Origin of the sequence: Flavobacterium sp. (assembly GCF_031422135.1) — a bacterium.
Taxonomy (GTDB): Bacteria; Bacteroidota; Bacteroidia; order Flavobacteriales; family Flavobacteriaceae; genus Flavobacterium.
In genome coordinates this window covers 1-13896 of record NZ_JANOQD010000024.1, presented here as the reverse complement: position 1 = coordinate 13896, position 13896 = coordinate 1, and the positions used below count along the sequence as shown (strand labels likewise).

The following is a 13896-nucleotide window of genomic DNA, read 5'->3' as shown; positions in this document are numbered from 1 at the left end:
GGGTTTACAATCTCGATGTCTAGAGATAAATTTGACATTGTTTTTGTTGTTTGTTTCATTGTTCTAATCATAAATTTAAAGTTTAAAGGGTTAATGTAATTTCGTCTATTTTGAGTTTTAATAAATACAGGTTGTTTATTGTTTTTTGATGTTCGATTGCTATATTAAAATTTTCTACGAGTTGCGCTTTATATTCTGCTATGGTCTTACGACCAAGTTTTAAAAGCTCAAATAACATTTCACCAACACTATTTGATAGTTTATATTGCATATTCAACGAACTTATTTGGGTTTGGAGCGATAGGTGATAATTTGACAATTCATCTATTTGCTCCACTATTTTTTTTTCTTGGTCTTCTAATTCGTACTCTATATTTTGCTTTTCTATTTTTGCTATGGCATAACTACTTTTTGCTTTGCCCCAATCTAAAATGGGTATTTTAGCTCCTATTGTTGCAAACTGGCTTTGTGCTGGAGTATCGTATAAAGTTTCAAAATTATTTGAAGCTGAATTAAGTCCCATACCCATTTGCAAATTTAATGCAATAGCTCCTTCTTTTTTAACTTTGTCAATAGTAGACTCTAGTTCTATCAATTTTATAGTTTTCGCCAACTCAAAACTATTTTTTATAATGGCTTCTTTTAATGCTATTTTGTCAATTTGATATCTACTTTCTTCTATAGCTTCCAATACATACATTTCATCATTTTTGATATTTAACGTATTTTTTAATTGTTTTATTCCTGACGTATGTTCTAAAGTATTCATTTCGAATTGTCTTTTAAGCTGCTCTAATGTAATTTTAGCTTGTTCAACGTCTAGTTTTAATACTCTGCCGAATTTAAATTTTTCTTCTAATTCGGTTAGAAAAATTTCCGTTTTGTCAATATTTAATCTATTCAGTTGTATTTTTAGTTGAATGGAATAAATTTCTGCATACTGTTTTGAAACTTCGTGTTTTAATTTTATTTTTTCTTTTAAAAAATTTATAGCTTCCCTTTTTTCATTTAACGGAATTAACTGTTTGTTCCATTTGTAACTATTGAACCCGTTTATGGTTTGCTGGTAGGATATATTTGCCCAATTGCTCGAATAGTTTGATGTTTTATTATTAAAATCGCAATTATTATTTAAGGAACTTGTTACACTAAAGTTTCCTCCTGTAAAAGGTACTATTTGCGAGATATTCAAATTTATTGATGGGCTTAGAAAATTTCTTTCTATAAATTTTTGACTTCCATCTGATTGCAAAACTTCTGAAATGGATCTTTGATATGGAAAAGAAATCGAGGCTGATACTTTTGGTAACAAAGAAATTTGATAAAAGCTTGATTCAATATTTATTTTTTTATACTCGTTTTCAATGATTTTAATTTTGTTAGAGTTGTTAAGTGTCAAATCAATAACTTCTGCTATCGATAAGGTTTTTTGTGCGTTTATTTTAAATGTTAGTAATGTAACTACCATTATTATCATAGTTTTTATTCTCATTATATTTTGAAACTCATAAACATCAGTTGGTGACATTATATATCTTATTTGTATAGAGGCTTTTTTTGCAATAAAGGTTGGGAAGAAATTAAAAAATAATTTTCTAAAGCTTATAATTTCGTTTCGAAGCTTTAATTCAGTTACAAAATCATACATTATATTGCGATTCTAACAATTAAAAATGGCATTTTTACCAAAATTATAATCGTTAATATTTTTTTATTTTCATTTCAAAAATCTACTTGTATTTGTTTTGCGCGAAAGTATTATTTAGTTGGCAATGTGGCAATTGTTTTAACAGTAATATTCGGCAAATATAAAATATATTTCGGCTTATAAGCTGAAACAATAAAATAAAAAAAGCTTCAACTGTTTTTTTCTTTGTTTGATGCAAAAGCAACTAGAAAAAATTGAGATTGAACTTGCTCAAAGAATCTATAAATTATTTATAGAAAAATTTGACGGCAACAAATCTGCGTTTGCAAGAGCTTCACAATGCAATGAAACTACTATTAGAAGAATATTTAGAAATCAACAAGGAATTACAATTAATCTACTTTTAAGAATAGCTTTTGCGCTAGAAATTTCAGTTACGGATTTGCTCAAAGATTTTAAAATTGAAAGGGAAAACTTAAAACAATAGTTTAAGAAAATATCTAACGCTCTAAAAATTTAAACCCAATTCCATGTAAGTTTTCGATAGAAATTCCTTTTTCGTGGACTAAAATTTTGCGCAATCTAGAAATAAAGACATCCAAACTTCGTCCCATAAAATAATCATCATCGCCCCAGAGTGATTTTAAAATTTCTTCTCTTTTTAAAACTCTATTTTTATTGTCAAGAAATAGTTTTAAAAGTTCGGATTCTCGTTGGGTCAGATTTATTTTTTCAATATCAGTAAAAACTAAATAATTTTCAGAATCAAAGGAATATTTTCCAATTGTGTAATAATTCTTTTCTTTAACAGAACTCTTGTTAGAGCGTTTCAAGAAAATTTCAATTTTTAGAATCAATTCCTCAATGCTAAAAGGTTTTACCAGATAATCATCGGCGCCAAGGCGTAATCCTTTTAGTTTGTCTTCTTTCAATGTTTTTGCCGATAAAAAAATAATAGGGACATCAGAATTTAGTTTTCTAATTTCAGTTGCCAATTCAAATCCGTCCATTTTGGGCATCATAATATCGAGAATGCAAATGTCAAAATTTTCTTTTTTGAAATTTTCTAAACAAGTGTTTCCATCAGAAAAATGAAAAATGGTATAACCACTTTGTTCCAAATTGTCTTTGGTCAAAAAAGCCAATGTTTCATCATCTTCGGCATACAAAATTTTGATGTTATTCATAGTTTTGAAAAAAAGCTTTTATATTCTTATTGAAGTTGTAATTCCTTTTTCAGGATTATTTTTCACAAAAACTTTCCATTTGTGTAAGCTGCAAACCTTTTTTACATAATATAATCCCAATCCAAAACCATTTACTTCGTGGCTTTTTTGATTAGAAATACGGTAAAATTTATCAAAAATAAAAGGCAAATTCTTTTCTGAAATTCCAATTCCATTATCAATAAATTCTAATAAGAAATGGGTATATGTTATTGAAATTTTTATAGTGATTTCAGGTTTAGACTCGCAATATTTTATTGAATTATCAATTAAATTGTAAACCAAGTTCGAGAAATGAAAAGCATCTGCTTCGATACTTATTTTTGGTAAAATGGTTGCGATTTTTATATCAATATCAGCATATTTTAATTTTATATTTTCAATAACATCTTCAATTAAAGGAATAATTTCTAGTTTTTGTTTTTCTAAAACCATTGGTGTATTATCCCATTTTTCAATATTCAAGATTTTTTCGATATGATTGTTCAATTTATTACTTTGGGATATAATTATTTGAGTGTATTTCTCTAGTTTTTCATCTTTAAAAATAACGTCTTGCTTATTCAAATAGTTGGAAGCAATCAAAATCGATGACAAAGGTGTTTTGAATTCGTGCGTCATATTATTAATAAAATCACGTTGCAATTCAGAATATTTTTTTTGTTGCATAATCGTATAAATAGAATATACATAAATCAGTAAAATTAAAATTAATGCCGCCGAAAGTATAAACCAAAACCGAAGCGAGGAAAACAAATAAGAAGTTTGACTTGGAAAACGAATGGCAAAATAATAAACTAGATTTTTATGTTTTGGAAAATAAACGGAAGCTTTTTTTGAAGTTTTCTCTGAAAAAGAAACATAATTGCCATATACCATTTCGTCACTTTGGCAATTATACATAGCATATTCAAAATCAGTATTAAGATTTATTTTTTTGAATTCCCGTTTGAGATAAAATTCCAAAATTTCAGGTTCAAAATCATTGTCAATATTTACGATGTAATAATCGTTGGATATTTTTTTGATAGGATTCTCGGCTGGCAACTCGTGATTGATGCCTTCATATAAGTTTTTTACCACTTCAAGTAACGCAATATGAGCTTTTTGAGAAAACTTTTTATCTTCAATTGTAAAAGCTTCTTTGGTCCATAGAAGTTGGGCAATAAGAATACCAATAATGGCTACAAAACCTAGAATGATAATACTATTAAGTCTGTTTATTTTCAATTAATTGTTTTTTATATATCGATTTATGAACTACTTATGTAGCCAAAATTAATCAAAAATAAGCTTACTTTTTTGCATTAACAACTCGTTAACAAACATTTGAAATTGATTAACAAAGGGCACAATACTTCTGTATTACTTTTGAAGTATCAAATATTTGACAAACCAATTTAGTAATCAATTAAACTTTAAAATTATGAACACTATTAAAATTTCTTTTTTAGCATTAACATTAGGATTAATGTCATTCGCAACGATTTCTACTATTTCTTGGAAAAGCGAAACCATTGATGTGGGCGAAATACCTCAAAGCAAACCCAAAGCCATTACATTTGAATTCAAAAATACTGGAAAAACGGATGTTATCATTACAAATGTTCAAGGTTCTTGCGGTTGTACTGCAACAGATTATACAAAAACACCTATCAAAGCAGGTAAGTCAGGAACAGTTATAGCAACTTATAACGCTGCTAACTTGGGCGCTTTTACTAAAACAGTTTCGGTTACTACAAATGCTGATGCTACACCAAAAGTATTGACTTTAAAAGGTGTCGTGAAAGCAGTTGTTGTTCAGGGATAACTAAAGATGACATACATTATTGAAAAACCAGATCAACTTGATCTGGTTTTTTTTTATTGTTTTAAATAAATATCATAAATACTATTGATGGTTTTTTCATCCAAAATCGCATCAACTTCTGTTTGAATATAATGTAATTTGAAAGCACGTATGGCATAGATACTATTTTTAGTATCATAGCCAATAACTTTCAAAGCCATATTCGTATCAAAATTTTTAGGCGCTTTTAATAATATGGGGTCAGTCCAAACTCCAAAACCATTTTCTGCTAATTTTTTCCAAGGGAAAAGTGCGCTAGGGTCTGTTTTTCTTGATGGTGCAATATCAGAATGACCAATAATATTTTGAGTAGGAATATTGTAGTCTTTTTTTAATTTGGTTAAAAGAGCCAACAAACTATTTATTTGCGCTTCCGAAAAGGGTTCTATACCATCATTATCCAATTCAATTCCAATGGATGCCGAATTTATATCAGTTGTTTTTCCCCAAGTTGCAGCTCCTGCGTGCCAAGCTCGTAAATAATCGTTTAGCATTTGTACTACTTTGCCATCATCAGCAATTACATAATGCGCACTTACTTGTGGTTCTACAATAGTGAATGTTTTCAGGGTTTCTTGTAACGAATCTTGAGCCGTATGATGAATTACAATATAGTTTGGTTTTCGTAAATTAAAATTTACCGTACCTATAAATTCAGATTTGATACCATTGCCCAAACCCAAAGTGTCTCTTTTAGAAATAGTTTTTTTAAAAGTTTTGAGCTGTTCTTTATGAGATTTTTCACTTACTTTATATGGGTTTGTCGCACATGAAGTAATAATGATTGTAAATAATAGTAGGATGTGATTTTTCATTTAAATCTTTTTCTTATCAGGATTTTGTTTGTTTCCAAAAAGTGAAATTAACTCAATATTATTTTCTTTGATTCTATAATAAAGAGAGTTGTGTTTGGTAACTACAGCTTTTCTAATGTCAATTTTTTCTATAGAAGATGGAAATATTTCAGGATTTCTTGAGATGATTTCAATTGTATGGTCTAACTTTCTAGCAAATTGCCTTAATTCTTTTTCAGTCCAGAAGGCTTCTAAATAGTCAACTGTTTGTTTTAATTCAGAAAGAGCATTGTCTGTCCATAAAATTTTATAGCCATTTTTCATAAATCTTTCTAGCTTCAGAATGGGGATTTAATTTTCCGTTATTGGCGTCTTCAACTCCTATATCAATAGATAGTTTTTCTGTTTCAGAAATATCATTCCACCAATCTTTTTTTTCGCTATCACGAAATTTTATGATTTTATCCACAATAGAAATATCATCAAGAGTAGATAACCATTGAATAAGTTCAATTTTTTTATTTTGAAGATTTATTTCCATAATTCAAAGTTAATTATTTTTTTTATAAAACAAAACTCCGAAATAATATTACTTCGGAGTTTTTATATTTTAAATTTTGAATACTGTTATACTGGCTCACCATACAAATCAAACTCTGTAGCTTCCGTAATTTTTACCATTACAAACTCACCTGTTTTTACATAATGTTTTGTGGCATCAATAAGCACTTCATTGTCCACATCTGGGCTATCAAATTCGGTACGACCCACAAAATGGCCGCCTTCTTTCCTGTCGATAATACAACGGAACGTTTGTCCCACTTTTTCTTGATTCAAATCCCAAGAAATTTGCGATTGTAAATCCATAATTTCCATCGAACGTGCTTGTTTTACATCGTCTGGAACATCATCTTCTAGTAAATAAGCGTGAGTATTTTCTTCGTGAGAGTAGGCAAAACAACCCATACGGTCAAATTTCATTTCTTGTACAAAATCCTTCAAATCTTCAAAATCTTGTTCCGTTTCTCCTGGATATCCTACAATAAATGTAGTTCGAATAGCCATTCCAGGAACAGCAGCTCTAAACTCTTTTAACAATTTAGTTGTTTTCTCGCGAGTTGTACCACGACGCATCGATTTTAGAACTGAATCAGAAATATGTTGCAACGGAATATCAATATAATTACAAATTTTTGGTTCCCGTTTCATAATTTCCAAAACATCCATCGGGAAACCAGTAGGGAAGGCGTAATGCAATCTGATCCATTCTATACCTTCTACCTTAACTAACGCTTCTAGAAGCTCACCAAGATTCCGCTTTTTATATATATCTAAACCATAATAAGTCAAATCCTGGGCAATAAGAATCAATTCCTTAACACCATTTTTTGCCAAACCTTCGGATTCTTTTACTAACTTTTCAATAGTTTGGGACACGTGTTTCCCACGCATCAAGGGTATAGCACAAAAACTGCAAGGCCTGTCGCAACCTTCCGCAATTTTCAAATACGCATAGTTTTTGGGAGTAGTTGTTAGTCGTTCGCCTAGTAATTCGTGCTTATAATCAGCACCCAAAGCTTTCAATAAACCTGGCAATTCGGTAGTGCCAAAATACTGATCCACATTAGGAATTTCTTTTTCTAAATCTGGTTTATAACGCTCAGAAAGACATCCAGTTACAAAAACCTTGTCCACCAAACCTTGTTTTTTCTTTTCGGCATATTCCAAAATCGTATTTACAGATTCTGCCTTGGCATTGTCAATAAATCCACAGGTGTTAATCACTACAATATTACCTTCTTCTTCATGCACCACATCTTTTCCGCTGGCTTTGAGTTGCCCCATCAGCACTTCGCTATCATACACATTTTTGGAACACCCTAGAGTAATTACGTTGATTTTATTTTTCTTTAACGATTTGGTTCTCATTGACTTGAAATTTGGAGTGCAAAATTACACTTTTATTTTCGGTATTACTAGATATTTTTGTTTTTTGGAGCTAATCCTGCTATTCACTCTATCTTTTGCTTGCTAAAGGAGCAAGCAAAAGGATGCCGTTACTATCAGGGCTAAAAAAAATCCGTTTTTTATGGAAACGGATTTTCATAACTTATTAAAAATCAACTACAACTCAAACGATAAAGTCAAAGTAACACTATTGTTTTTTGAATTTATAGCAGCCGCATCGGTCATACCTTGCTGAAAAAATTGTTGTGCATAATTTCTTTTGGAAGTCGAATAGGCTAAATCCAGTTTGGTTCCATCAAAATTATAACCCAATCCAGCAGAATAGCCTGTTAAATTGCCATACGTTAGATTGTTTTTATAAGGACTTTGTTCAAAACGATAGCCACCACGCAAGCTCATTTTGTCAATTCTGTATTCGGCACCAACTCTGTATTCTCCTGCTTGCTCACGAGCTTCACGACCAATTTTTTGATTTAATTTACTAAAAACTAAATCATTCTCTGGACCAAAACTTACACCACTATAATCTTTTAAGGTATAATCAAAACTGATTAAACCTTTTTTACCAAAAATATAGGCTAAACTTCCTGTAAACTTGCTTACTGTACTTATTTTGTATGGAGCGTACACATTCGTAATGCCAGGATTTTGTAAATAATTGTTTTCAGGGCAATCGGCACAATAACTGGACAAGCTTTGCGTCAATTCTTCGTTTATAGTCATCCAAGTAGGCGATTCGTATGCCAATCCAATTCGAAACGCATCGGTTACTTTTGCAATAGCGCCTAACTGAAAGGAGAACCCATTTCCGTAAGTGTATAATTCATTATTGAAATCAAATTGTTGAATTCCTTTGGTAGCGTCTCTGTTTATAGCGTCATCATAATCCTCTCTAAAGTGAAATGATTTTCTAACATCTGTGAAATGACTATTCACATTAAGTCCCAAGTATAATTTCTCTTTATATTGTGCTGCAGCATTAAAGGATAGTTTTCCTTGGTATCCTGTTGTTGTACTTTCATATTCTTGATAGTAATCTCCTGTAGCAGCAATATTTGGAACATAACTTGAATTCGGACTTATTGTAACGGGATTTATTAAAAAGGCTTCATAGGCAAGTGTAGCTTGTTGTTCATTAAAGTAAGATTGTGCGTAATCTAAATTTGCTAAAGTATTAGTTTCAATGCCATTAGCATTACTTGTAAAATATTGAATTCCAGAATTAAAACGATTCAATCCAGCCGAAAACAACTTATTGTCTAAAATATTATTCTCATAATTCACAGCCAAAGCAAATTTTTTCCAATTGCTGTTTTGATTGTTGTTCTCAAAAACAAATACACCACCCGCTTGATTGACATCAAAAGTACTTTCTTTGTCGGAAGTGGATTTTCCAAAATAAAGGGAATTGTTTTTTGAATTAAAATTAGATAATGATCCGGAAATTTGGTTGTTAGCAAATATAACTGATCCAGCAGGATTTACATTTAGGGCCGACATATCGCCACCTAAGGCTCCCATTGCGCCACTCATAGCTCTAAAACGAGCTGTTCCGTTTACGTTGTCTGTAGCGAACTTAAAAGCATCGGCAACAGAAGTTTCTTGCGCTTGTATTGATGTTACTCCTAACACAAGCGTTAGTAATGATATGTATTTTTTCATATTTTTTTTAATTGAAATTCTAAAATTTATAGCACTATAAACTTAGTATAAAAATTATCCACGTCTTCCGCCTCGACTTCCACCACCGCCTGATGATGAACTTCCAGAACTTGACCCTGAACTAGAACGTGACGGTGAGTAACTTCTTGGTGATGTGCTTTCTGATCTAGGTGTGTATGTTCTTGGAGCAGGATTCACATTGTCTCTTCTAGGAGAGTTTGATCTAGGAGTGTTGTATTGGCTGTTGTTGTTAGAATTGTTTTGAGAAGAATTACCTCGTCTTGGTGTATTGTAATTTCTTGGAGAGGAATTACTGTTGTTGTAGTTTCTTGTAGAAAATTCAGAAGAACTTCCTCTTCTTCCAGAATTATAATTTCGGTTGCTGTTTATTCCAGAATTTCTGTTAGAGGATTCATACCTATTGGTGTAAGCGTTTGCAGAACCCCTTCTGCCATAATTGTAAGCGTAATTATTTCCATAATATCCGTTATTCCAATTGTTATTCCAGTTACCATTCCAGCCCCAGCCGTTGTTGCAACCCCATCCATTATTCCAGCTGTTCCAACCCCAACCGATATTCCAGTTGTTCCATCCCCATCCATTATTCCAATTGTTCCATCCCCAACCGTTATTCCAGTTGTTCCATCCCCAATTGTTTCCGTAAACATTGACTGTTACGTTTTCGTCACTACCATTATTACCCCAACCAGAATAACTTTGTTGGTTATCGTTTTGATTTTGATTTTCAGAATAATCGCTAGAATAATTTTCAACATCGGTAAAAATTTCAGATTGTTCTGTGTTGTAAATATCAGCTTTTGACGCAAAATATTCTTTGTATTTAAGATTTTCAGGATTAGTTCTTACTTCTTGTTGTGGTTGTTCCTCCGTTTGAGTTGTACTTTGTTTTTCGGAACCATAAATACCATCACTATCATAATAAGATTTGTTCTGGTATGAACCACAAGAAACAATAGTTAATCCTATAAACCCAACAACGGATTTTAGAATGTTATTTTTTGAGAAAAAGTAAATAGTTTTCATATCTTCTAGTTTTTTATTGTTGGACATTACAAAAATAGTTAGTTTTGTCGAACTATTTTATTTTTTAACAAGTCACAATTTTTGTGCCAAACTATTCAACATGAGCAAGAACCTCACAACAAGAGCCGAAGATTATTCAAAATGGTATAACGAACTAGTGGTGAAAGCTGATTTAGCAGAGAATTCTGGAGTAAGAGGCTGTATGGTTATCAAGCCCTATGGTTATGCAATTTGGGAAAAAATGCAAGCAGAATTGGATAGAATGTTTAAAGAAACAGGACATAGCAATGCCTATTTTCCATTATTTGTGCCAAAAAGTATGTTTGAAGCCGAAGAAAAAAACGCAGAAGGCTTTGCTAAAGAATGTGCTATTGTTACACATTACAGACTAAAAAACGACCCAGACAAACCAGGAAAATTAATGGTAGATCCTAATGCAAAGCTAGAAGAAGAACTTATTGTTCGTCCAACTTCTGAAGCAATTATTTGGAGTACCTACAAAGGTTGGATTCAATCCTATAGAGATTTACCTTTACTTATAAACCAATGGGCTAACGTGGTGCGTTGGGAAATGCGTACTCGATTGTTTCTTCGTACCGCCGAATTTCTTTGGCAAGAAGGACACACAGCACACGCAACTAGAAGTGAAGCCATCGAAGAGTCCGAAAAAATGATGCACGTATATGCTGATTTTGCTGAAAATTTTATGGCAATTCCAGTAATTAAAGGACTGAAAACTGAAACCGAACGTTTTGCTGGAGCTGAAGAAACCTACTGTATAGAAGCATTAATGCAAGACGGAAAAGCATTGCAGGCAGGAACATCGCACTTTTTAGGACAAAATTTTGCCAAAGCTTTTGATGTGAAATTTGCCAATCAAGAAGGAAAGCAAGAATACGTTTGGGGAACCTCTTGGGGCGTTTCAACTCGTTTGATGGGCGCTTTAGTTATGACACATTCTGATGATAACGGATTGGTTTTACCTCCTAATTTAGCACCTATTCAAGTAGTCATTGTGCCAATTTTCAAGACGGAGGAAGAGTTTGAAAAAATTTCGGCTGTAGCCAATGATTTAGTTTCGCAATTCAAAAAGTTAGGCATTTCGGTTAAGTTTGACAATAGAACGACTCAAAAACCAGGATTCAAATTTGCTGAATGGGAATTGAAAGGAGTTCCAGTTCGAATTGCTGTTGGTCCAAAAGATCTTGAAAACGGAACTTTCGAAATTGCACGTCGTGATACTTTGTCGAAAGAAGTAAAAGCGGCTGATGGAATTGCAAGATACATTAGTGATTTATTAGAACAAATTCAATCTGATTTATTCAGCAAAGCATTGCAATATAGAAATACTCATATTACCGAAGTTGCTAATTTTGAAGAATTTAAAGAAGTTTTGGAAAGTAAAGGAGGATTTATTTCAGCGCATTGGGACGGAACTGCCGAAACAGAAGAGAAAATTAAAGAATTGACAAAAGCCACTATTCGCTGTATTGCATTGGATAGAAAAGAAGATGGAGGAAGCTGTATGTTTACAGGAAATCCATCTTCAGGAAGAGTACTTTTTGCAAAAGCGTATTAAAAAATTAGAAAAAAAGTTATTAGACTATTGCGAGTGTAAAAAATAGTTGTATTTTTGCACTCGCATTACAAAATAATGTAATGGCCCGTTCGTCTATCGGTTAGGACGCCAGGTTTTCATCCTGGTAAGAGGGGTTCGATTCCCCTACGGGCTACAAGTTTGAATTATTGAGGTTAAAAAGTATTATGGCCCGTTCGTCTATCGGTTAGGACGCCAGGTTTTCATCCTGGTAAGAGGGGTTCGATTCCCCTACGGGCTACTAAATTAGTTGTGAATTTGTTTTATAAAACAAAATTTTTGTGTCTCAAAAATTTGTTTTATTAGTTAAAACTGAAGTGATTGAAACTTTGAATTCAATTGTGGGAGGTTTTTCTTTTTTTTACTAATCAGTAAATGAATAAAGTTATTACAATTTAAAAAATAAAAAAATGGCAAATCATAAGTCAGCTTTAAAAAGAATTAGAAGCAACGAAAAAAGAAGAGTATTAAACAGATACCAACACAAAACAACTCGTAATGCAATCAAAGCATTAAGATTGTCTACTGAAAAGTCTGATGCTTCTGCAAAATTATCAAGTGTTATCTCAATGATTGATAAATTAGCTAAGAAAAACATTATACACGATAACAAAGCATCAAACTTGAAATCTAAATTAACGAGATTCGTTTCTGCATTGTAATACTATATTAGTGTTCAAAATTTTATAAAAGCTCCTTTTTAAGGAGCTTTTATTGTTATGTGAGGAAGGTGTTATTTATATCGAATCAACTTTTTGGCAACTGTAGTTAACTCAGCTTGGTTTTGCTCTACATAATAGAGTCCTGCTTGAATTAACTCTTTGATATTTTTCTTGGTGGTTTTATCCATTTCGGGAGATGCATTTTTTAAATCAGGCATTAATCTGTGGTAGTTTTTAGCATTTCGAGATCCCAATGTTTCAAACATTTTTCTTAAATTATAGTCCACCGTTTCCACATTTGCCGATAATAAAATATCAATAAGTGGCGTAATCCATTTTAGTTTTCCAGCGTTGTCAAAATCTTCAAATTTATACGATTTTAATACAGTTCCAGTTCCAACAGATACAATAATCATATCTTTTACTGACGGAAAATTTATCTTTTCAGGATCGTTTAGCACTTTTTGAAAATCAATTTTTCTGGCTTCCGCATAAGCGCAAAGCGCAGGATTATTAGCAAAAACACCACCGTCAATCAAAGTGAATTCTTGGTTGTAAAACGATGAAATTTTTGCGGGTTCAAAATAGGTGGGTGCTGCAGCAGTAGCACGACAGACATCTTTGACATAAAAATTTTCTAAAGGAATGATGGCGTCGTGACTGGTAAAGAATTTTGCTTTACGAGCATCAATGTCATAAGAGGTTATTAAACTGGGTTTTACAAAATCTTTTAGTTCTAATTTCTTAAAAAAATCATCTAATTGTTTTTCAAGATTGACTTCGGATATTTTTTCGTTAAACAAACCAAACGGATTAATGAGGCTCTCCCAAAAGGAAACATTAAATATAGAGTCTCCTTTTTCGGCATATAAATCAAGAGCTTCTTGTACTGAAAATTTCGCTTTTTTGTTTTTATCAGGAAACAATAAAACAGAAGCTATTAAACCGCCAGTGCTACTACCAGCAATTAAATCGAAGTAATCGCCAAGTTTTGCCTCTGGGTTGTCTAGTTTTTGAAGTTGTTCTTCAATGTATTTTAGGATTACGCAAGTAATTATTCCACGGATTCCGCCTCCGTCTAAGCTTAATATTCTAATTTTTTTTGGCATTTTTTATAAATTATGGGTAAAAGAGTATTAGGTTATTAACCTCGGTTCGATTAATCAGTAATTTTTATTGGTCTCAAATATAGTTTAAAACCATGCAATTTTAGTGCATTTATCTTTCGGTATCTAAAAATTTTATCACGAATTACAATCGTTTTTACTTATTAGGCTTTCAATTTGCAAAACTAAACAGGTTGAGGTTGTGAATTGCTTTCAAAATTGTATTTTAGCTTATAATTCCCAACTCAATGGTGTGATTGAAGTGTCTAAAGAATGTTGTGAATTGCTTTCAAAATTGTATTTTAGCTTATAATTCCCAACCTGCTTTATTGCGGAGATC

General features: G+C 31.9%; 14 protein-coding genes and 2 tRNA genes. 6 read left to right on the top strand and 10 right to left on the bottom strand.

All coding sequences use genetic code 11. The features are described 5' to 3' along the window. Positions 1-82: 82 nt before the first annotated feature. A complete protein-coding gene (locus RMO70_RS04010) occupies positions 83-1528 on the bottom strand; it encodes a TolC family protein (protein WP_310555133.1) in 1446 nt (481 codons plus the stop codon). A 352-nt stretch (positions 1529-1880) separates the two neighbouring features. Between RMO70_RS04010 and RMO70_RS04005 the strand changes: the two genes are divergently transcribed. Next, positions 1881-2135 carry a helix-turn-helix domain-containing protein gene (locus tag RMO70_RS04005; RefSeq protein WP_310555134.1) on the top strand — a complete coding sequence of 85 codons (255 nt, stop codon included), beginning with the start codon at positions 1881-1883 and terminating at the stop codon, positions 2133-2135. 13 nt (positions 2136-2148) lie between these two features. Here the strand turns inward: RMO70_RS04005 and RMO70_RS04000 are convergent, their stop codons facing one another. Together RMO70_RS04000 and RMO70_RS03995 are read right to left on the bottom strand one after the other, a co-directional pair. Continuing rightward, positions 2149-2835 carry a response regulator transcription factor gene (locus RMO70_RS04000; protein WP_310555132.1) on the bottom strand — a complete coding sequence of 229 codons (687 nt, stop codon included), beginning with the start codon at positions 2833-2835 and terminating at the stop codon, positions 2149-2151. 18 nt (positions 2836-2853) lie between these two features. Beyond that, positions 2854-4104 carry a HAMP domain-containing sensor histidine kinase gene (locus tag RMO70_RS03995; RefSeq protein WP_310555131.1) on the bottom strand — a complete coding sequence of 417 codons (1251 nt, stop codon included), beginning with the start codon at positions 4102-4104 and terminating at the stop codon, positions 2854-2856. Between the two features lie 196 nt (positions 4105-4300). Between RMO70_RS03995 and RMO70_RS03990 the strand changes: the two genes are divergently transcribed. After that, positions 4301-4684, top strand: a complete 384-nt coding sequence (locus RMO70_RS03990; RefSeq protein WP_310555130.1) for a DUF1573 domain-containing protein — start codon at positions 4301-4303, stop codon at positions 4682-4684. Positions 4685-4737: 53 nt separating this feature from the next. Here RMO70_RS03990 and RMO70_RS03985 read toward each other — a convergent pair whose 3' ends face one another. From RMO70_RS03985 to RMO70_RS03960, 6 genes are all read right to left on the bottom strand, one after another. Next, positions 4738-5538 carry an N-acetylmuramoyl-L-alanine amidase gene (locus RMO70_RS03985; RefSeq protein ID WP_310555129.1) on the bottom strand — a complete coding sequence of 267 codons (801 nt, stop codon included), beginning with the start codon at positions 5536-5538 and terminating at the stop codon, positions 4738-4740. Beyond that, positions 5539-5841, bottom strand: coding sequence for a type II toxin-antitoxin system RelE/ParE family toxin (locus RMO70_RS03980; protein ID WP_310555128.1), 303 nt, complete (start codon positions 5839-5841; stop codon positions 5539-5541). It abuts the gene before it with no gap. Continuing rightward, on the bottom strand, positions 5825-6058 hold the full coding sequence (locus RMO70_RS03975) for a hypothetical protein (RefSeq protein ID WP_310555127.1): 234 nt from the start codon (positions 6056-6058) through the stop codon (positions 5825-5827). Before RMO70_RS03975 ends, RMO70_RS03980 begins: the two co-directional genes overlap by 17 nt. An 86-nt stretch (positions 6059-6144) precedes the next feature. Then, a complete protein-coding gene (rimO, locus tag RMO70_RS03970) occupies positions 6145-7446 on the bottom strand; it encodes a 30S ribosomal protein S12 methylthiotransferase RimO (RefSeq protein ID WP_310555126.1) in 1302 nt (433 codons plus the stop codon). Between the two features lie 195 nt (positions 7447-7641). Next, positions 7642-9147, bottom strand: a complete 1506-nt coding sequence (locus RMO70_RS03965; RefSeq protein WP_310555125.1) for a transporter — start codon at positions 9145-9147, stop codon at positions 7642-7644. A 54-nt stretch (positions 9148-9201) separates the two neighbouring features. Further along, positions 9202-10191 carry a hypothetical protein gene (locus RMO70_RS03960; protein ID WP_310555124.1) on the bottom strand — a complete coding sequence of 330 codons (990 nt, stop codon included), beginning with the start codon at positions 10189-10191 and terminating at the stop codon, positions 9202-9204. Between the two features lie 100 nt (positions 10192-10291). On the opposite strand from RMO70_RS03960, the gene proS reads away from it, so the two are divergent. The 4 genes from proS to rpsT all read left to right on the top strand — a co-directional run bounded on the left by proS (position 10292) and on the right by rpsT (position 12450). Beyond that, positions 10292-11770, top strand: coding sequence for a proline--tRNA ligase (gene proS, locus RMO70_RS03955; protein WP_310555123.1), 1479 nt, complete (start codon positions 10292-10294; stop codon positions 11768-11770). A gap of 82 nt (positions 11771-11852) precedes the next feature. Beyond that, a tRNA-Glu gene (locus tag RMO70_RS03950) sits at positions 11853-11924 on the top strand. 33 nt (positions 11925-11957) lie between these two features. After that, positions 11958-12029 (top strand) — tRNA-Glu (locus RMO70_RS03945). Between the two features lie 169 nt (positions 12030-12198). Then, positions 12199-12450, top strand: coding sequence for a 30S ribosomal protein S20 (gene rpsT / locus RMO70_RS03940; RefSeq protein WP_310555122.1), 252 nt, complete (start codon positions 12199-12201; stop codon positions 12448-12450). A 71-nt stretch (positions 12451-12521) separates the two neighbouring features. Here rpsT and RMO70_RS03935 read toward each other — a convergent pair whose 3' ends face one another. Continuing rightward, positions 12522-13559, bottom strand: coding sequence for a patatin-like phospholipase family protein (locus RMO70_RS03935; protein WP_310555121.1), 1038 nt, complete (start codon positions 13557-13559; stop codon positions 12522-12524). Between the last annotated feature and the right edge of the window lie 337 nt (positions 13560-13896).